Source organism: Streptomyces sp. NPDC008125, assembly GCF_042957125.1.
Lineage (GTDB): Bacteria > Actinomycetota > Actinomycetes > Streptomycetales > Streptomycetaceae > Streptomyces.
On record NZ_JBIBHR010000003.1, the window covers coordinates 466075 to 485417 of the forward strand.

At 69.5% G+C, this 19343-nt stretch carries 18 protein-coding genes and 3 tRNA genes; 17 read left to right on the forward strand and 4 right to left on the reverse strand.

Translation table 11 applies throughout. The features are described from left to right. Positions 1-4 precede the first annotated feature (4 nt). Positions 5-661 carry an NAD(P)H-binding protein gene (locus ACFZAX_RS07350; RefSeq protein WP_390959964.1) on the reverse strand — a complete coding sequence of 219 codons (657 nt, stop codon included), beginning with the start codon at positions 659-661 and terminating at the stop codon, positions 5-7. Between the two features lie 56 nt (positions 662-717). Beyond that, complete coding sequence (locus tag ACFZAX_RS07355) at positions 718-2019, reverse strand: amidohydrolase family protein (RefSeq protein WP_390959966.1); 1302 nt, start codon at positions 2017-2019, stop codon at positions 718-720. 339 nt (positions 2020-2358) lie between these two features. Between ACFZAX_RS07355 and ACFZAX_RS07360 the strand changes: the two genes are divergently transcribed. The 8 genes from ACFZAX_RS07360 (at position 2359) to ACFZAX_RS07395 (ending at position 7225) form a co-directional block, all read left to right on the forward strand. Further along, positions 2359-2431, forward strand: a tRNA-Thr gene (locus ACFZAX_RS07360). 46 nt (positions 2432-2477) lie between these two features. After that, positions 2478-2550: transfer RNA gene (locus ACFZAX_RS07365), tRNA-Met, on the forward strand. Positions 2551-2639: 89 nt separating this feature from the next. Next, positions 2640-2804, forward strand: a complete 165-nt coding sequence (gene rpmG, locus ACFZAX_RS07370) for a 50S ribosomal protein L33 (protein ID WP_003956487.1) — start codon at positions 2640-2642, stop codon at positions 2802-2804. Positions 2805-2929: 125 nt separating this feature from the next. Further along, positions 2930-3382, forward strand: coding sequence for a MaoC family dehydratase N-terminal domain-containing protein (locus ACFZAX_RS07375; protein WP_390959968.1), 453 nt, complete (start codon positions 2930-2932; stop codon positions 3380-3382). Continuing rightward, positions 3382-3810, forward strand: coding sequence for a MaoC/PaaZ C-terminal domain-containing protein (locus tag ACFZAX_RS07380; RefSeq protein ID WP_390959970.1), 429 nt, complete (start codon positions 3382-3384; stop codon positions 3808-3810). The genes ACFZAX_RS07375 and ACFZAX_RS07380 overlap by 1 nt, the downstream gene beginning before the upstream one ends. A 128-nt stretch (positions 3811-3938) precedes the next feature. Continuing rightward, positions 3939-4547 (forward strand): TetR family transcriptional regulator, encoded by a 609-nt coding sequence (locus tag ACFZAX_RS07385; RefSeq protein ID WP_390960081.1) that lies wholly within the window; start codon positions 3939-3941, stop codon positions 4545-4547. Between the two features lie 111 nt (positions 4548-4658). After that, positions 4659-6098: a DHA2 family efflux MFS transporter permease subunit gene (locus ACFZAX_RS07390; RefSeq protein ID WP_390959972.1), complete on the forward strand. Its 1440-nt coding sequence runs from the start codon at positions 4659-4661 to the stop codon at positions 6096-6098. Between the two features lie 71 nt (positions 6099-6169). Next, the gene (locus ACFZAX_RS07395; RefSeq protein ID WP_390959974.1) at positions 6170-7225 is read left to right on the forward strand and encodes a UDP-N-acetylmuramate dehydrogenase; all 1056 of its coding nucleotides are present in this window, start codon (positions 6170-6172) and stop codon (positions 7223-7225) included. A 35-nt stretch (positions 7226-7260) separates the two neighbouring features. Here the strand turns inward: ACFZAX_RS07395 and ACFZAX_RS07400 are convergent, their stop codons facing one another. Then, positions 7261-8283 (reverse strand): adenosine deaminase, encoded by a 1023-nt coding sequence (locus ACFZAX_RS07400; RefSeq protein ID WP_390959976.1) that lies wholly within the window; start codon positions 8281-8283, stop codon positions 7261-7263. Positions 8284-8419: 136 nt separating this feature from the next. Further along, on the reverse strand, positions 8420-9646 hold the full coding sequence (locus tag ACFZAX_RS07405; RefSeq protein WP_390959978.1) for an aminotransferase class I/II-fold pyridoxal phosphate-dependent enzyme: 1227 nt from the start codon (positions 9644-9646) through the stop codon (positions 8420-8422). A gap of 279 nt (positions 9647-9925) precedes the next feature. Between ACFZAX_RS07405 and ACFZAX_RS07410 the strand changes: the two genes are divergently transcribed. The 9 genes from ACFZAX_RS07410 (at position 9926) to rpoB (ending at position 19291) form a co-directional block, all read left to right on the forward strand. Further along, positions 9926-9998 (forward strand) — tRNA-Trp (locus tag ACFZAX_RS07410). Between the two features lie 106 nt (positions 9999-10104). Next, positions 10105-10389: a preprotein translocase subunit SecE gene (secE, locus tag ACFZAX_RS07415; RefSeq protein WP_327176216.1), complete on the forward strand. Its 285-nt coding sequence runs from the start codon at positions 10105-10107 to the stop codon at positions 10387-10389. Between the two features lie 73 nt (positions 10390-10462). Beyond that, the gene (nusG, locus tag ACFZAX_RS07420) at positions 10463-11353 is read left to right on the forward strand and encodes a transcription termination/antitermination protein NusG (RefSeq protein WP_390959981.1); all 891 of its coding nucleotides are present in this window, start codon (positions 10463-10465) and stop codon (positions 11351-11353) included. A gap of 176 nt (positions 11354-11529) precedes the next feature. Beyond that, positions 11530-11964: a 50S ribosomal protein L11 gene (rplK, locus tag ACFZAX_RS07425; protein WP_073740413.1), complete on the forward strand. Its 435-nt coding sequence runs from the start codon at positions 11530-11532 to the stop codon at positions 11962-11964. A gap of 82 nt (positions 11965-12046) precedes the next feature. Beyond that, the gene (rplA, locus tag ACFZAX_RS07430) at positions 12047-12769 is read left to right on the forward strand and encodes a 50S ribosomal protein L1 (protein WP_390959982.1); all 723 of its coding nucleotides are present in this window, start codon (positions 12047-12049) and stop codon (positions 12767-12769) included. A gap of 180 nt (positions 12770-12949) precedes the next feature. Further along, positions 12950-13861 (forward strand): hypothetical protein, encoded by a 912-nt coding sequence (locus ACFZAX_RS07435; protein ID WP_390959985.1) that lies wholly within the window; start codon positions 12950-12952, stop codon positions 13859-13861. A 319-nt stretch (positions 13862-14180) separates the two neighbouring features. Beyond that, a complete protein-coding gene (gene rplJ / locus ACFZAX_RS07440; RefSeq protein WP_327176212.1) occupies positions 14181-14738 on the forward strand; it encodes a 50S ribosomal protein L10 in 558 nt (185 codons plus the stop codon). An 82-nt stretch (positions 14739-14820) separates the two neighbouring features. Beyond that, a complete protein-coding gene (rplL, locus tag ACFZAX_RS07445; RefSeq protein ID WP_390959987.1) occupies positions 14821-15204 on the forward strand; it encodes a 50S ribosomal protein L7/L12 in 384 nt (127 codons plus the stop codon). A gap of 601 nt (positions 15205-15805) precedes the next feature. Continuing rightward, positions 15806-19291 carry a DNA-directed RNA polymerase subunit beta gene (rpoB, locus tag ACFZAX_RS07450; RefSeq protein ID WP_390959989.1) on the forward strand — a complete coding sequence of 1162 codons (3486 nt, stop codon included), beginning with the start codon at positions 15806-15808 and terminating at the stop codon, positions 19289-19291. Positions 19292-19343 lie beyond the last annotated feature (52 nt).

The window sequence follows — 19343 nt, forward strand, 5'->3', positions numbered from 1 at the left end:
CCGCTCAGTTCCCCGAGACGTTCCTGACCGCGACCGCCACCGGCACGTTGCCGGAGATCAGCTCCAGGGTCAGGCCCGCCGTGCTCGGGGTGTCCAGCAGCTCCGCGAGGGTCGCCGCCACGTCGTCGCGGGGGACGGGGCCCCGGCCGGTGGAGGGGGAGAGCAGGACCAGGCCGGTGCCGGCGTCGTCGGTGAGCAGCCCGGGGCGGAGGATCGTCCAGTCGAGGCCGGAGCGCGCCCGTACGGCGTCGTCCGCCGCGCCCTTCGCCCGCAGGTACACGTCGAAGACCTCGTCGCCCGGGTGCGAGGCGTCCGCGCCCATGGCCGAGACCATGACGTAGCGCCGTACGCCCGCGCGTTCGGCAGCGTCGGCGAAGAGCACCGCCGCCGCCCGGTCCACCGTGTCCTTGCGCGCGGCGCCGCTGTCGGGACCCGCGCCCGCCGCGAAGACCACGGCGTCGGCGCCTTCGAGCACTTCGGCCACCTCGTCCACAGAGGCCGATTCGAGGTCCAGCACGGCCGCTCGGGCGCCGACCGCCTCCAAGTCCCCCCGCTGACCCGGATCGCGGACGACACCGACCGCTTCGTCCCCGCGCGCGGCGAGCAGACGCTCCAGCCGAAGTGCGATCTGACCATGTCCACCTGCGATGACAATGCGCATGGTCACGACCGTACGCCGGACCTGGCCCGCCCGCCCGGAGCACGCCCGGCTCTTGGTCAACCCGGGCCGGGACCGGGGCCCGGCCGGCCCTGGCGCGGCAGTCCGTACGGCTCCGGGAGATCCGGATCGCAGTACTCACGCACCGCGCTCGTCCGGGCGACGATCCGCCCCCGGTGCACCACGATCCGGCTGTACGCGAGCGAGAGCACGCCCGCGAGGCCGTCGCCGCGCACGGCGAGGAGTTCGGCCGGGGCGCCCGCCTCCACCCGCACTTCGGGCAGCCCCATCGCCTGCCGGGCGGTGTTCGCGACGGCGTCGTACGCGGTTCTGACGGGCAGTCCGTGCTGCGAGGCCAGCAGGTACGCCGCTTCCAGCGGGTCCCCGCGCCCGACCGGGTTGACCGTGTCGCGCAACGCCCCGCTGCCCGCCGCCACGATCACGCCGGCCGCTCGCAACAGGCGTACGGGGGCGGTGAGTCGGCGCTTCGCGCCGGAGCAGCAGCCCTGGGGCAGGCAGACGACCGCAACTCCCGCCGCCGCGAGTCGACGGGCCGCCTGCCCCACGAGCTCCGGCGGCAGCCGCGAGAGGCCGCCGCAGGGGCCGATGGTCACCCTCGGCCCCTGCGGCGGGGATCCGGTCCCCGCCTCGGGGACCGGACCCGCTCTCAGGTCGGCCGCCATCGCGGCGAACCGGGCCAGCCGCGCGGGGTCGGACGCGTCCGTGTGCAGATCCACCGGGAGCCCGTGCTCGGCGGCGACGGTGAGAGCCCGCTCCGCGTGCCCGTCCGGGTCGGGGTCGAGATCGGGGCGCCCCCCGATCACGCCGGCGCCCATCGCGACGGCGTCCCGGAGCAGGGCCGTACCGTCTCCGCCGGAAGCGCCGGTGAGGCGCCTGGGGACCGCCACGGGCGTGAGGTCGGTCAGCCCGCGCAGCGCGTACCGGGCCTGCAGGACGGCCTCCAGGGGCGCGAGGCCCTGCGTGCCGCCCACCCGCACGTGGGTGCGCAGCGCGGTCGCGCCGTGGCCCAGCTGGAGCAGGGCGGCCTCGGTCGCACGCCGGCGCAGATCCTGGGGGCCGCGCGGGTCGCCGTCGCAGTCGGAGGCGGTGAGGGCGGTGTCGCCGTGGGCGTGGGGTTCGGCGGGGGCGGGGAGCAGCAGGTAGCCGCGCAGGTCGACCCGCGCGCCCCGGGTGCCGAGACTGCCGGGGTCCCCGACGGCCTCGATCCGCGCCCCCGCCACCCGGACGTCCACCGGGCGGCCGTCGGCGAGCCGTGCGCCGCACAACAGGAGCGGCTCGGGGGCCGCGCCGGGTCCGTCCGCCGGGTCGTGGCCGGGTCGCCCCGGCCGGCTGTCGGGCATCGCGCTCCTGGGAGGAATGTGGTCCCGCCACGCCCCGACGGCCGCCGGAACGGTGCCGGGACGCCGCCGGAACGGCCGCTTTCAAGATCGAACCGGCCCGAGCCTAGGGGTGAGTCCGACCTGTCCCAGGGAGGAGCGAAATAGTCATACCGGCGAGGCGGTGCGGGGCGCCCCGGACGGAGGGGTTCCGTGGGGCGGCTGTGGTTCGGCGTCCCGGGGTTCAGCCCCTGATCAGAGCCCTGGAGGGGCCTCGGAGCCACCTCCGGGAGGGCCCACGAGGGGGGTCGCGGAAACGGATTTGGGGGATCGGCGGAGAACCGTGTAATGTCTTCCTCGCTCGCCCCAATAGCTCAGTCGGTAGAGCGTCTCCATGGTAAGGAGAAGGTCTGCGGTTCGATTCCGCATTGGGGCTCTGGTGATCGGGAAGCCCTGCTTCGGCAGGGGGACCTTTTCATCAAAGCGGTGTAGCTCAGTCGGTAGAGCAAGCGGCTCATAATCGCTGTGTCACCGGTTCAAGTCCGGTCACCGCTACAAACGGTAGCCGATTGTGGGGTCGGTCCTTCGATCGGCTACTCTTTTATGCGTTCATCCGTCCATCCGTCCGTCTTAGGAGCACTCACGTGGCTGCCACCGACGTCCGCCCGAAGATCACGCTGGCCTGCGTGGAGTGCAAGGAGCGGAACTACATCACCAAGAAGAACCGGCGTAACAACCCGGACCGTCTTGAGATGAAGAAGCACTGCCCGCGCTGCAACTCGCACACTGCGCACCGCGAAACGCGCTGAAACAGGCTCGTACACGAGGCCGTCCCCACTGGGGGCGGCCTCGTGTCGTTGTATGGGGTCGTGGGCCGGTTCCATCGACTTCCCTCGGCCCCTCTTTTTTCACTTCATCAGGAGGTAGCGAGCTCATGGCGCTCGACCAGTCCTTCGTGGGGCGGACCTATCCGCCCACTCCGGCGTACGAGGTCGGCCGGGAGAAGATCCGAGAGTTCGCCGAGGCGGTGGGTGACGCCCATCCGGCGTACGTCGACGCGGAGGCGGCCCGTGCGCTCGGTCACCCGGACGTGATCGCGCCGCCCACCTTTGTCTTCTCCATCACGTTCAAGGCCGCCGGGCAGGTCATCGAGGACCCGCAGCTGGGGCTCGACTACAGCCGGGTCGTGCACGGTGACCAGAAGTTCGCCTACGCGCGCCCGGTGAGGGCGGGGGACCGGCTGACGGTCACCTCGACGATCGAGCGGATCAAGTCGATGGCCGGGAACGACATCCTGGACATCCGCGGCGAGGTCCACGACGAGTCCGGCGCACACGTCGTGACGGCCTGGACGAAGCTGGTGGCGCGAGCCGCCGAGGAGGCGTGATGACGGCGAAGGTCGCTTACGAGTCGGTCGAGGTCGGTACGGAGCTGCCGTCCCGCTCCTTCCCGGTCACCCGGGCCTCGCTGGTGCGGTACGCGGGTGCGTCCGGCGACTTCAACCCGATCCACTGGAACGAGAAGTTCGCGGTCGAGGTCGGACTGCCGGACGTCATCGCGCACGGCATGTTCACCATGGCCGAGGCGGTCCGGGTGGTCACGGACTGGGCCGGCGACCCGGGTGCGGTCGTCGAGTACGGCGTGCGCTTCACCAAGCCGGTCGTCGTGCCGAACGACGACAAGGGCGCGCTGATCGAGGTCAGCGGCAAGGTCGCCGCCAAGCTGGACGACAACCAGGTCCGGGTCGACCTGATCGCCGTGTGCGACGGCCAGAAGGTGCTGGGCATGTCCCGCGCCGTGGTCCGCCTCGCCTGAGCACCGCGTACGGTCGCCCACGGGCGTACGGGAAGGGGCATCCGCTTCGGCGGGTGCCCCTTCGGCGTGTTCCGGACCACCGCTTGACATGGTTAGTGATTGAGCAATAACTTGCGTCCATGGTGAGAATGAGTGCGGACGAGCGGCGCGAGAGCGTCATCCACGCGGCCATCACCGCGTTCGCCCGCGGCGGCTACGACGGGACCTCCACGGAGACGATCGCGCGGGCCGTCGGCGTTTCGCAGCCGTACCTCTTCCGCCTCTTCCCCAGCAAGCAGGCGATGTTCCTCGCCGCCGCCGAACGCTGCCTGACGGACACCATGGGCATTCTCCTGGCGGCGGGCGAGGGCGAGGACGCCGCCCAGTGCATGGCGGCGGCGTACGGACGGCTGATCGCCGAGGATCCCGACAAGCTGCTCATGCAGATGCAGACGTACGCGGCCGTCGCGGCGGCCGAGGCGTCCGGGGACCACGAGTTCGGCGTCTCGGTGCGGGCCTGCTGGGCGCGTATGTGGGACGAGGTCCACCTCGCGCTCGGTGCCGACGACGAGGAGACCAAGAACTACTTCGCCCACGGCATGCTCATCAACACCCTCACCTCGCTCGGCTTTCCCGTCGGCCACCGGGTCTGGTCGTCCATCTGGGACTCCGCCCGCCCGACGTCCGGCGAGACCGGGAAAGCCGAGGAGGCCGGGCCCGCCGGCTCCGTCCCCGGCTCCACCTCGTTTCCCGACTGAGAGCAGCGCGACCGTCCCCGTCGGGCAGCATGTTCGCGGGGGACCGCCCGGCCCGGCTTTCTGCCCGCAGAACTTAGTAATCAATAACTAATCACTCGCCCAGGGGGAACCATGAATCAGCCCGCACCCACACCTCTGCGCGGGGGAGCCCTCTGGGCTCTCGTCGTCACCAGCCTCGCCAGTTTCATGGCGGCGCTCGACAACCTCGTCGTGACCACGGCCCTGCCGTCCATCCGCGTGAGCCTCGGCGGCGGGCTGAAGGAGCTCGAATGGACGGTGAACGCCTACACGCTCACCTTCGCGGTCCTCCTGATGACGGGCGCGGCCCTGGGCGACCGTTTCGGCCGCCGCCGGCTCTTCCTCATCGGGCTCTCCGTCTTCACCGGCGCCTCCGCCGCGGCGGCCCTCTCGCCCGGCATCGGTGAACTCATCGCGTTCCGGGCGGTCCAGGGCGTCGGCGCCGCGATCATGATGCCGCTCACCCTCACGCTCCTCACGGCGGCCGTCCCGGCCGCCCGCCGGGGCGCGGTGCTCGGTATCTACAGCGCGGTCACCGGCCTGGCCGTGGCGAGTGGCCCGCTGATCGGCGGCAGCATCACCGAGCACATCTCCTGGCAGTGGATCTTCTGGCTGAACGTGCCGGTGGGCCTCGTCCTGCTGCCGCTGGCCCGGCTGCGGCTCACGGAGTCGTACGCCCCCGGAGCCCGGCTCGACGTCCCGGGCACCGTGCTGATCAGCGGCGGCCTCTTCGGGATCGTGTACGCCCTCGTCAGCGCCAACTCCGAGGGCTGGACCAGCGCACCCGTCCTCACCGGTCTCCTCGCCGGAAGCGCGCTCCTGGCCGGCTTCGTCGTCCACGGCTTCCGGGCGAAGCGCCCGATGCTGCCGATGCGGCTCTTCCGCAGCCGGGCCTTCTTCGGGATCAACATCGCGAGCCTGCTGATGTTCCTCGGGATGTTCGGCTCGATCTTCCTGCTCAGCCAGTTCCTGCAGAGCGCCCTCGGCTACTCGCCCACCGAGGCCGGACTGCGGATGCTGCCCTGGACCGGCATGCCGATCCTGGTCGCGCCGGTCGCCGGCCACCTCAGCGACCGGTTCGGCGGACGCCCCATCGTCGTCACCGGACTCGCGCTCCAGGCGGTGGGCCTCGCGCTCTTCGCACGGGTCCTCAGCCCCGACGTCTCGTACGCCGCCCAGCTGCCCGGTCTGATCATCGGTGGCGTCGGCATGGCGATGTACTTCGCCCCCGCCTCCGGACTCGTCATGTCCAGCGTCCGGCCCGGCGAGCAGGGCATCGCCTCCGGCGCCAACAACGCGCTGCGCGAGGTCGGTGGCGCCCTCGGGGTCGCCGTACTGGCTTCCGTCTTCTCCGCCCGGGGCGGCTACGGCTCCCCGCAGCAGTTCACCGACGGGACCGTGCCCGCGGTCTGGATCGGGGCCGGTGTAGTGGCGCTCGCCGCGCTCGTCGCCCTGCTGGTGCCCGGCCGCCGGGGCGGCTCGCCGGTCCCCGAGCCCGAGCCCACCGCCCCGGCCCTCGGCGTCCCGGCCTGACCACCGCTCCCGCCGTCGTACGGTCCGCGCCCCCGCCCGGTCGGCAGGGGCGCGGACCGTACTCTGGTCCCGTGCAGGTACTCCACGACGCCCCCCTCGCCCCCCTGACCACCTTCCGGCTCGGCGGCCCGGCCACCCGCCTCGTCACCGCGACGACCGACGCCGAGGTGATCGCGGCCGTCCGCGAGGCCGACGACGCGGGCACCCCGCTGCTGATCGTCGGCGGCGGCTCCAACCTGGTCATCGGCGACAAGGGCTTCGACGGCACCGCCCTGCGCGTCGCCACCACCGGCTTCGAGCTCACCGGCACCCGCCTCGAACTCGCGGCGGGCGAGGTCTGGACCGACGCCGTCGCCCGTACCGTCGAAGCCGGGCTCGCGGGCATCGAGTGCCTTGCCGGAATCCCCGGTTCCGCCGGTGCCACGCCGATCCAGAACGTGGGGGCGTACGGCCAGGAGGTCGCCGCCACCATCAGCGAGGTCGTCGCCTACGACCGCCGCTCCGGGAAGACGGTCACCCTCTCCAACGCCGCGTGCGGATTCTCCTACCGGCACAGCACCTTCAAGCACCACCCCGACCGGTACGTCGTCCTGCGCGTCCGCTTCGAGCTGGAGGACGCGGGAGGGATGTCGGCGCCCGTCAAGTACGCGGAGATGGCCCGCACCCTCGGCGTCGAGCCCGGCGACCGGGTCCCGGCCGCCGCCGCCCGGGAGACCGTCCTCGCCCTGCGCGCGGGCAAGGGCATGGTGCTGGACCCCGAGGACCACGACACCTGGTCCGCCGGCTCCTTCTTCACCAACCCGGAGCTCGACGAGCGGGAGTACGCGGAGCTCCTCGCCCGCGCCGCCGAGCGCCTCGGCCCGGACGCCGCCCCGCCCGCCTACCCGGCGGGCGACGGGCGGACCAAGACCTCGGCCGCCTGGCTGATCGACAAGGCCGGTTTCACCAAGGGGTACGGCACCGGACCCGCCCGCATCTCCACCAAGCACACCCTCGCCCTCACCAACCGGGGCGAGGCCACCACCGAGGATCTCCTCGCCCTCGCCCGCGAGGTCGTGGCCGGGGTGCGCGAGGCGTTCGGCGTGACCCTAGTCAACGAACCGGTGACGGTCGGCGTCGGTCTCTGAGGCGGCGCGGGCCGCTTCGGGCCGCTTCGGGCCGCTCAGGCGGCCGGAGCGGCCAGCCAGTCGTCGATCCCGTCCAGCAGCCCGCGCCGCACGTCCTGGGGCGCCACCGAACCGCGCACCGACTGCCGGGCGAGTTCCGCCAGCTCCTCGTCGGTGAAGGCGTGGTGCTTGCGCACCAGGTCGTACTGGGCGGCCAGCCGGGCACCGAAGAGCAGCGGGTCGTCCGCGCCCAGCGCCATCGGCACCCCCGCGTCGAACAGGGCCCGCAGCGGCACGTCGCCGGGCTTCTCGTAGACCCCCAGCGCCACGTTGGACGCCGGGCAGACCTCGCAGGTGATCCCGCGCTCCGCCAGCCTGCGCATCAGCCGCGGGTCCTCGGCGGCCCGCACCCCGTGCCCGATCCGGTACGCGTCCAGGTCGTCCAGGCAGTCCCGGACGCTGGAGGGGCCGGCCAGCTCGCCGCCGTGCGGGGCCGCGATCAGCCCGCCCTCGCGGGCGATGGCGAAGGCCCGGTCGAAGTCCCGGGCCATGCCCCGGCGCTCGTCGTTGGAGAGCCCGAAGCCGACGACCCCCCGGTCCGCGTACCGCACCGCCAGCCGGGCCAGCGTGCGGGCGTCGAGCGGGTGCTTCATCCGGTTCGCCGCGATCACCACCCGCATCCCCAGGCCGGTGTCCCGGGAGGCGCTGTCCACGGCGTCCAGGATGATCTCGATCGCCGGGATCAGCCCGCCGAGCAGCGGCGCGTACGAGGTGGGGTCGACCTGGATCTCCAGCCAGCCGGAACCGTCCGCGACGTCCTCCTGCGCGGTCTCCCGCACCAGGCGCTGGATGTCCTCGGGCTCCCGCAGGCAGGACCGGGCGATGTCGTAGAGCCGCTGGAAGCGGAACCAGCCCCGCTCGTCGGTCGCCCGGAGTTCGGGGGGTTCACCGCCGGTGAGGGCCTCGGGCAGGCGCACGCCGTACTTGTCGGCGAGTTCGAGCAGGGTGGTGGGCCGCATCGACCCCGTGAAGTGCAGGTGCAGGTGGGCCTTGGGCAACAGACGTACATCACGCTCCATTGGAAGATCCTGCCGCACCCGTGCCCCGGAGCGGAAGCCGCTTCCCCTTTCGAGGAGGGGGGCGAACAAAAAAGCGCCCCCGGCCCGGGACATGAAGTCCGCGGGCCGAGGGCAGCCTGCCGTGTTCGGCGCGAGGTCAGTCGCGTGCCTCCGCCAGCAGCTTCTGGATCCGCGAGACGCCCTCGGCCAGGTCGTCGTCGCCCAGCGCGTAGGAGAGCCGGAGGTAACCCGGCGTGCCGAAGGCCTCACCCGGTACGACGGCGACCTCGGCCTCGTCCAGGATGAGCGCCGCCAGCTCGACCGAGCTCGCCGGGCGCCGGCCGCGGATCTCCTTGCCGAGCAGACCCTTCACCGAGGGGTACGCGTAGAACGCGCCCTCGGGCTCGGGGCAGAGGACCCCGTCGATCTCGTTGAGCATCCGCACGATCGTCTTCCGCCGGCGGTCGAAGGCGGTCCGCATCTCGGCGACCGCGTCCAGCTGCCCGGAGACGGCGGCCAGCGCGGCGGCCTGGGCGACGTTGGAGACGTTCGAGGTGGCGTGCGACTGGAGGTTGGTCGCGGCCTTCACGATGTCCTTCGGGCCGACGATCCACCCCACCCGCCAGCCGGTCATCGCGTACGTCTTGGCGACACCGTTGACCACGACGCACTTGTCCCGCAGCTCCGGCAGGAGCGCCGGCAGCGAGGTGAACTCCGCGTCGCCGTAGACGAGGTGCTCGTAGATCTCGTCGGTCAGCACCCACAGCCCGTGCTCGACGGCCCAGCGGCCGATCGCCTCGGCCTCGGCCTCGGTGTACACCGCGCCGGTCGGGTTGGACGGCGAGACGAACAGCACGACCTTCGTCCGCTCCGTGCGGGCGGCCTCCAGCTGCTCGACCGTGACCTTGTACCCGGTGGTCTCGTCGGTCACCACGTCCACCGGCACCCCGCCGGCCAGCCGGATCGACTCGGGGTAGGTGGTCCAGTACGGGGCGGGGACGACGACCTCGTCGCCCGGGTCGAGGATCGCGGCGAAGGCCTCGTAGATGGCCTGCTTGCCGCCGTTGGTCACCAGGACCTGCGAGGCGTCGACCTCGTAGCCGGAGTCGCGCAGCGTCTTCGCCGCGATCGCCGCCTTGAGCTCCGGGAGCCCGCCCGCCGGGGTGTAGCGGTGGTACTTCGGGTTGCGGCACGCCTCGACCGCGGCCTCGACGATGTAGTCGGGCGTCGGGAAGTCGGGCTCACCGGCGCCGAACCCGATCACCGGACGGCCGGCGGCCTTGAGGGCCTTCGCCTTGGCGTCGACGGCGAGGGTGGCGGACTCGGAGATCGCGCCGACGCGGGCCGAGACCCGGCGTTCGGACGGAGAAGTTGCAGCGCTCATGCCCCCCATGGTGCCTGACCGGGACCCCCCTCGGCGCGGCAGTTCCAACGGCCGGACAGGGCCCCGCGGGGCCTCGTACGGGCCCTGGCCAGGGCCGGAACGAGACCCCCGGGAAGCCCCGGGACACGCCCCGCCCACCCCCGTCCGGATGGGCCGCTCAACTTCTGTTCGACGCGGAGCCCATGAACACGTACACTCACCTGTCGTTGGCCTTCACCAGCCGCACCGGAATGACTTCCTGGTCACCAGGGAACATGCGGTAGGTTGGGGAAACCACAAAGGGTCGTAGCTCAATTGGTAGAGCACTGGTCTCCAAAACCAGCGGTTGGGGGTTCAAGTCCCTCCGGCCCTGCTACACACTCCTTCGCCAGGATGTGTGCGCATGTACGTACTTCATTGCACAGCCGTGCGGCTCCACCGGGCGCGGCACGGCCACGACCCGGAATCAGGTGAGTAGCGTGACGGACGCCGTGGGCTCCATCGACATGCCTGATGCTGAGGATGAAGCGCCCGAGTCGAAGAAGGCTCGGAAGGGCGGCAAGCGCGGCAAGAAGGGCCCGTTCGGCCGTCTCGCGCTCTTCTACCGCCAGATCATCGCCGAGCTGCGCAAGGTCGTCTGGCCCACGCGCAAGCAGCTGAGCACGTACACCACCGTGGTGATTGTGTTCGTGGTCGTCATGATTGGTCTCGTTACCGTGATTGACTTCGGATTCCAGCGGGTCATCAAGTACGTCTTCGGCTGATCCCGCGGAGGGCGCCTCACCGGCGCCCCTTTCGCATGTTCCACCCATTTGTATCCAGGAAGAAGCAGCCATCGTGTCTGACCCGAACCTGAACGACGCCGCCGAGTCCGGGACGGACGCCTTCGAGTCCGCCGAGGACCAGCACGACATCGTTGAGGCCTCGGAGTCCGAGTCCTCCGAGTCCTCGGACCAGGTCGAAGCTGCTGACGAGAGCGCTGAAGCCGAGCTCGACGCCGACGGGACCGACGAGGCGGACGAGGCGCTCGCCGCCGAATCCGACGACGACGAGCCCGCCGGGGACGACGCCGACGAGGAGTCCGAGGAAGCCGCCGAGCCGGCCGCCCCCGTCGACCCCGTCGCCGCCCTGCGTGAGGAACTCCGCACTCTGCCCGGCGAGTGGTACGTCATCCACACGTACGCCGGGTACGAGAAGCGCGTGAAGGCCAACCTGGAGCAGCGCGCCGTCTCCCTCAACGTCGAGGAGTTCGTCTACCAGGCGGAAGTCCCCGAGGAAGAGATCGTCCAGATCAAGAACGGCGAGCGCAAGAACGTCCGCCAGAACAAGCTCCCGGGCTACGTCCTGGTGCGCATGGACCTGACGAACGAGTCCTGGGGCGTCGTCCGCAACACGCCCGGCGTCACCGGCTTCGTGGGCAACGCCTACGACCCGTACCCGCTGACCCTGGACGAGATCGTCAAGATGCTCGCCCCCGAGGCCGAGGAGAAGGCCGCTCGCGAGGCCGCCGAGGCCGCGGGCAAGCCGGCTCCGGCCCGTCGGGTCGAGGTCCAGGTGCTCGACTTCGAGGTGGGCGACTCGGTCACCGTCACCGACGGCCCGTTCGCGACGCTGCAGGCGACGATCAACGAGATCAACGCCGACTCGAAGAAGGTCAAGGGCCTCGTCGAGATCTTCGGTCGCGAGACCCCGGTCGAGCTCAGCTTCGACCAGATCCAGAAGAACTGACGGTATCCGTCCCCTTCTGGACACATGCCTACCGAGCAGGTCAGAACGGCTTCGCAGCCGGTCTGACCTGCTCGGTTTTTGGTTGCGCAGCTATACCCGTTATCGTTGTGCGGTATGCCTCCGTCCGGATGACCGGAATGGCGGCGAAACACTCTCACTAGGACCCGGAGAGAGCAATGCCTCCCAAGAAGAAGAAGATCACGGGGCTTATCAAGCTCCAGATCAACGCCGGTGCGGCCAACCCGGCCCCGCCGGTCGGCCCCGCGCTGGGTCAGCACGGCGTCAACATCATGGAGTTCTGCAAGGCCTACAACGCCGCGACCGAGTCGCAGCGTGGCATGGTCGTGCCGGTGGAGATCACGGTCTACGACGACCGTTCCTTCACCTTCATCACCAAGACTCCGCCGGCCGCCAAGCTGATCCTCAAGGCCGCTGGTGTGGACAAGGGCTCCGGCGAGCCGCACAAGACCAAGGTCGCCAAGCTGACGGCTGCCCAGGTCCGCGAGATCGCCACGACGAAGCTCCCCGACCTGAACGCCAACGACCTCGACGCCGCGTCGAAGATCATCGCTGGCACCGCCCGTTCCATGGGCATCACGGTCGAAGGCTGAGTCCAGCCTCCCAGGCCTCAAGTGGTAGGACCAGGCGCTGGTCCGCACCACGACTCCACACTCTGAACACACAGGAGCAGCAGTGAAGCGCAGCAAGAACCTCCGCGCTGCGGACGCGAAGATCGACCGGGAGCGCGTCTACGCCCCGCTCGAGGCCGTCCGTCTCGCCAAGGAGACCGCGACCACCAAGTTCGACGGCACCGTCGAGGTCGCCTTCCGCCTGGGCGTTGACCCTCGCAAGGCCGACCAGATGGTCCGTGGCACCGTGAACCTCCCGCACGGCACCGGCAAGACCGCCCGGGTCCTGGTCTTCGCGACCGGTGACCGTGCTGCGGCCGCGGAAGCCGCGGGCGCCGACATCGTCGGCTCCGACGAGCTCATCGACGAGGTCGCGAAGGGCCGCCTGGACTTCGACGCCGTCGTCGCCACCCCGGACCTCATGGGCAAGGTCGGCCGCCTCGGCCGTGTGCTCGGTCCGCGTGGTCTGATGCCGAACCCGAAGACCGGCACCGTCACCCCCGATGTCGTCAAGGCTGTCAACGACATCAAGGGCGGCAAGATCGAGTTCCGCGTCGACAAGCACTCGAACCTGCACTTCATCATCGGCAAGGTCTCCTTCGACGAGACGAAGCTGGTCGAGAACTACGCCGCCGCGCTGGAGGAGATCCTCCGTCTGAAGCCGTCGGCCGCCAAGGGCCGCTACATCAAGAAGGCCGCGCTGGCCACCACGATGGGCCCCGGCATCCCGCTGGACTCGAACCGCACCCGCAACCTCCTCGTCGAGGAGGACCCGGCCGCCGTCTGAGCCCCCGTGCTCACGAGGTAGCCGCGTCACGCGTGTGGATGGGCCCTGCAACCATGTGGTTGCGGGGCCCGTCCTCGTATCCGGAGCGGTCCGGCAGGACGGGGCCGCGTCGGTCGCTGTCGGTCCCCTGTGCAAGGGTGCGCGAGCGGGACGACAGTACGTACGAGGGGTGGGGCAGTGATGACGAGCAGGACCCTGGGGCGCGTGTGCGCGTCGGTCGTGACGGTGGTGGCGCTGTCTTCGGTGGCGGCGTGCAGCGGGTCGGACGAGGCCTCGGGCTCCGGTAAGAACGGGGACGGGAGCCCGGCCGGTGCCGCGGTCGCCGTGTCGCCGATCGCCGCCCTCAAGAAGGTGCGGCAGAAGAGCGGCGGAGCCGACTCCGCCACGATCGAGAGCACCGTCGAGATGGGCACCGTCATGTCGATGACGATGACCGGATCCATGGACTGGTCCGACGGCATGACCGGCGACGTCACCATCAAGTACACCGGCGGCACCATGGCCGAAGCCATGAAGCAGATGAGCGGCGACGGCTCGATGCGGGCGCTGTACCTCAAGGACGCCTACTACGCGAACATGGGGGACGCCTTCGCGTCCGCCCTCGGCGGCAAGCACTGGATCCGCTACGGCTACGCGGACCTCGCCGCGATCGCCGGCGCCTCCGGGGAGGTCCTCAAGGACCAGGTGCAGAACAGCACCCCCGAGAAGAGCGTGGAGACCCTCCTGGCGTCCGGCGGCATCAAGAGGGTCGGCGAGGAGGACGTCCGGGGCGTGGCCACCACGCACTACTCCGGTTCCGTCGACGTGGCCGCGCTCTCCGCGCAGACCAGCAGCCTCGACGCCGAGCAGCTCAAGGGACTCAAGGAACAGCTGGACAAGACGGGCATCACCACGGAGACGGTCGACCTGTGGGTCGACAAGAACGATCTGCTGATCAAACAGTCCTCGCGGGCCGACAGCGCCAACGGCGCCGTGAACACCACCTCCTACTTCAGCGACTACGGCGCCCCGGTGAACGTCGTGAAGCCCGACGCGGGGGACACGGCGGACTTCAAGGAGATCGCCGGCCGGACCTCCACCGCACTCTCCTGACCCCCTCTCGACGGCTTTCCGCGGCCCGCGGGGTGCGGGTGTAAACCTCCCGCACCCTGCGGATTCCGGACGGATTTGCCCCGCGCGGTCCCGGTCGCGTACGCTCCTGAAGAAGCCAAAGACCGCTGGTCGTCGGTGTGCCTTCGCAAGAAGGGGCACTGACCGAAGGTTCCGTACAGACGGACGACCTGCGCAGGTGACTGTGGAACTGCTCCCGGATCCGTCCGGTCGAGCCGCGCCCTGGCACTTGTGCTGGGGCGTTTCGTCTTTCCCGGCCCCTTCTGAGCGGTCCTCATCACCCGGAAGGAGGCCGACGCTCATGGCAAGGCCCGACAAGGCTGCCGCGGTAGCCGAGCTCGCGGACCAGTTCCGCAGCTCGAACGCCGCCGTGCTGACCGAGTACCGGGGTCTCACCGTGGCCCAGCTCAAGCAGCTGCGCCGTTCGCTCGGTGAGAACGCCCAGTACGCCGTGGTGAAGAACACGCTGACCAAGATCGCGGCCAACGAGGCCGGGATCGACACGCTGGACGACCTGTTCGCAGGCCCGACGGCGGTTGCCTTCGTCACCGGTGACCCGGTGGAGTCGGCGAAGGGTCTTCGTGACTTCGCCAAGGACAACCCGAACCTCATCATCAAGGGCGGTGTCCTTGACGGTAAGGCGCTGTCCGCCGATGAGATCAAGAAGCTCGCGGACCTCGAGTCCCGCGAGGTTCTGCTCGCCAAGCTGGCAGGTGCACTGAAGGGCAAGCAGTCTCAGGCTGCGGCGCTCTTCCAGGCGCTCCCCTCGAAGTTCGTCCGCACCGCGGAAGCTCTTCGTGCCAAGAAGGAAGAGCAGGGCGGTGCCGGTACGCCGGCGCCCGCCGAGGCTGCCGAGTAACCACTCAGCGGTCCAGCGGGCCCTTCGTACGCCCGCCGACATATACATCCGGCACCTGCCGACTTAGTGGAAGGACGCCATCATGGCGAAGCTGTCCCAGGAAGAGCTGCTCGAGCAGTTCGAGACCCTGACCCTCATCGAGCTGGCCGAGTTCGTCAAGGCGTTCGAGGAGAAGTTCGACGTCACGGCCGCCGCCCCGGTCGCCGTTGCCGCCGCCGGTGGTGGCGCTGCCGCCGCCGAGGCCGTCGAGGAGCAGGACGAGTTCGACGTCATCCTCACGGGTGCCGGCGAGAAGAAGATCCAGGTCATCAAGGTCGTGCGTGAGCTGACCTCCCTCGGCCTGAAGGAGGCCAAGGACCTCGTCGACGGCGCTCCGAAGCCGGTCCTCGAGAAGGTCGCCAAGGAGGCCGCCGAGAAGGCTGCCGAGTCCCTCAAGGGCGCCGGCGCGTCCGTCGAGGTCAAGTGACTTCACGAGTCCTCTGACTCACCTGTGACGCCCCTGCCGTGAGGCGGGGTCCGTCGCGAACGCGAAGGGCGATCACCCGACCGGGTGGTCGCCCTTCGGCGTACCCGAGGCGGTTGCCTTGCTCTTCCGGCGGCGGGTAGTAGGGTGATCATCGCCGTACGCCTCCTGAGGGCGTCGGAGAGGGCCTCCCAGCCGCGGACGCGGCCACAGGAGGTGCGTGCGGGCCGGGGGGCCTTGACGAACCGCACGCGGCGCGCAATTCTCAGGACGCGTCTTCATCTCGGTCCGTATCCGAGGCATGGATCGAGAGCGAAGCGGGAAGTAAAGAAGCGCGCGGCAGACGCCGCGCGAGGGCTGAAAAGGTGTTGAGAACAGCTGTTGACAGCGACGCGGGTCTCTGAGAACCCCGACTGGACATCAGTGTGCCGCTTGGCTACACTGTCCCTTTGCGCTGCCTGTTAGCTGCCTCCTGCCCGTCACCAGGGGCATGCCCACGCTTGAGCATCGATGACAGAACCTCCCTCAACCGGGATTTTCGTCCTCGTGTCGGCATGGGACCGGTACGCGCGTAGTGAGTCCGAGCCCTCGGAAGGACCCCCTCTTGGCCGCCTCGCGCAACGCCTCGACCGCGAATACGAACAACGGTGCCAGCACCGCCCCGCTGCGCATCTCCTTTGCAAAGATCAAGGAGCCCCTCGAGGTTCCGAACCTCCTCGCGCTGCAGACCGAGAGTTTTGACTGGCTCCTCGGCAACGCCGCCTGGAAGGCTCGCGTCGAGGCTGCTCTGGACAGTGGACAAGACGTCCCCACCAAGTCCGGCCTGGAGGAAATCTTCGAGGAGATCTCCCCGATCGAGGACTTCTCCGGGTCGATGTCGCTCACGTTCCGCGACCACCGATTCGAGCCCCCGAAGAACTCGATCGACGAGTGCAAGGAGCGCGACTTCACGTTCGCCGCCCCGCTCTTCGTCACCGCCGAGTTCACCAACAACGAGACCGGCGAGATCAAGTCCCAGACGGTCTTCATGGGCGACTTCCCGCTCATGACCAACAAGGGCACCTTCGTCATCAACGGCACCGAGCGTGTCGTGGTGTCGCAGCTCGTCCGTTCCCCCGGCGTCTACTTCGATTCCTCGATCGACAAGACGTCCGACAAGGACATCTACTCCGCCAAGATCATCCCCTCCCGGGGTGCCTGGCTGGAGATGGAGATCGACAAGCGCGACATGGTCGGTGTCCGCATCGACCGCAAGCGCAAGCAGTCGGTCACCGTCCTCCTGAAGGCTCTCGGCTGGACGACCGAGCAGATCCTGGAGGAGTTCGGCGAGTACGAGTCGATGCGCGCCACCCTGGAGAAGGACCACACCCAGGGCCAGGACGACGCACTGCTCGACATCTACCGCAAGCTCCGCCCGGGCGAGCCGCCGACCCGCGAGGCCGCTCAGACGCTGCTCGAGAACCTCTACTTCAACCCGAAGCGCTACGACCTCGCGAAGGTCGGCCGCTACAAGGTGAACAAGAAGCTCGGCGCGGACGAGCCGCTGGACGCCGGCGTGCTCACCACCGACGACGTCATCGCGACCATCAAGTACCTGGTCAAGCTGCACGCCGGTGAGACCGAGACGGTCGGCGAGTCCGGACGTTCGATCGTCGTCGAGACCGACGACATCGACCACTTCGGCAACCGCCGCCTGCGCAACGTCGGCGAGCTGATCCAGAACCAGGTCCGTACGGGTCTCGCCCGTATGGAGCGCGTCGTGCGCGAGCGCATGACGACCCAGGACGTCGAGGCGATCACGCCGCAGACCCTGATCAACATCCGGCCGGTCGTCGCCTCCATCAAGGAGTTCTTCGGCACCAGCCAGCTGTCGCAGTTCATGGACCAGAACAACCCGCTGTCGGGCCTCACCCACAAGCGCCGCCTGTCGGCTCTTGGCCCGGGTGGTCTCTCCCGTGAGCGGGCCGGCTTCGAGGTCCGAGACGTGCACCCGTCCCACTACGGACGCATGTGCCCGATCGAGACCCCCGAAGGCCCGAACATCGGTCTGATCGGTTCGCTCGCCTCGTACGGCCGCGTCAACGCGTTCGGCTTCATCGAGACGCCGTACCGCAAGGTCACCGACGGCCAGGTCACCGACGAGGTCGACTACATCACGGCCGACGAGGAGGACCGCTTCGTCATCGCCCAGGCGAACGCGACCCTCTCCGACGAGCTGCGCTTCACCGAACCCCGCGTCCTGGTCCGCCGCCGCGGCGGTGAGGTCGACTACGTGCCGCCGGCCGAGGTCGACTACATGGACGTCTCGCCGCGCCAGATGGTGTCCGTCGCCACCGCGATGATCCCCTTCCTGGAGCACGACGACGCCAACCGTGCCCTCATGGGCGCGAACATGATGCGTCAGGCCGTCCCGCTCATCAAGAGCGAGGCGCCCCTCGTCGGCACCGGCATGGAGTACCGCTGCGCCACCGACGCCGGTGACGTGCTGAAGGCGGAGAAGGACGGTGTGGTCCAGGAGGTATCCGCGGACTACATCACCGTCACGAACGACGACGGCACGTACACCACGTACCGCATCGCCAAGTTCATGCGCTCCAACCAGGGCACCTCGGTCAACCAGAAGGTCGTCGTCTCCGAGGGCGACCGGGTCATCGCCGAGCAGGTGCTCGCCGACGGACCGGCCACCGAGAACGGTGAGATGGCCCTGGGCAAGAACCTGCTCGTGGCGTTCATGCCGTGGGAGGGTCACAACTACGAGGACGCGATCATCCTGTCGCAGCGCCTCGTGCAGGACGACGTCCTCTCCTCGATCCACATCGAGGAGCACGAGGTCGACGCCCGTGACACCAAGCTCGGCCCGGAGGAGATCACCCGGGACATCCCGAACGTCTCCGAGGAGGTCCTCGCCGACCTCGACGAGCGCGGCATCATCCGTATCGGTGCCGAGGTCGTCGCCGGCGACATCCTCGTCGGCAAGGTCACGCCCAAGGGCGAGACCGAGCTGACCCCCGAGGAGCGCCTGCTCCGCGCGATCTTCGGTGAGAAGGCGCGCGAGGTGCGCGACACCTCGCTGAAGGTGCCGCACGGTGAGATCGGCAAGGTCATCGGCGTCCGCGTCTTCGACCGCGAAGAGGGCGACGAGCTGCCGCCGGGCGTGAACCAGCTGGTCCGCGTCTACGTCGCGCAGAAGCGCAAGATCACCGACGGTGACAAGCTCGCCGGCCGTCACGGCAACAAGGGCGTCATCTCGAAGATCCTGCCGATCGAGGACATGCCGTTCCTGGAGGACGGCACCCCGGTCGACATCATCCTCAACCCGCTGGGTGTTCCGTCCCGAATGAACCCGGGACAGGTCCTGGAGATCCACCTCGGCTGGCTCGCCAGCCGCGGCTGGGACGTCTCCGGCCTCGGTGACGAGTGGGCCCAGCGGCTCCAGGCCATCGGCGCCGACCAGGTCGCGCCCGGCACCAACGTCGCCACGCCCGTCTTCGACGGTGCGCGCGAGGACGAGATCAGTGGCCTGTTCAACGCCACGATCCCGAACCGCGACGGCGACCGCCTGGTCCAGCCCTCCGGAAAGGCCAACCTGTTCGACGGCCGCTCCGGTGAGCCGTTCCCGGACCCGGTCTCGGTCGGGTACATGTACATCCTCAAGCTGCACCACCTGGTCGACGACAAGCTCCACGCTCGTTCGACCGGCCCGTACTCCATGATCACCCAGCAGCCGCTCGGTGGTAAGGCTCAGTTCGGTGGTCAGCGCTTCGGAGAGATGGAGGTGTGGGCCCTTGAGGCTTACGGCGCCGCGTACGCCCTCCAGGAGCTGCTGACGATCAAGTCCGACGACGTGACCGGCCGCGTGAAGGTCTACGAGGCCATCGTCAAGGGCGAGAACATCCCTGAGCCGGGCATCCCTGAGTCCTTCAAGGTGCTCATCAAGGAAATGCAGTCGCTCTGCCTCAACGTGGAGGTGCTGTCCTCGGACGGCATGTCCATCGAGATGCGCGACACGGACGAGGACGTCTTCCGCGCGGCGGAGGAACTCGGTATCGACCTGTCCCGGCGCGAGCCGAGCAGCGTCGAAGAGGTCTGACGGGTAGGCCGGCCGGATCCATGTGATCCGGCCGGCCCTCCCGGGACCCGTT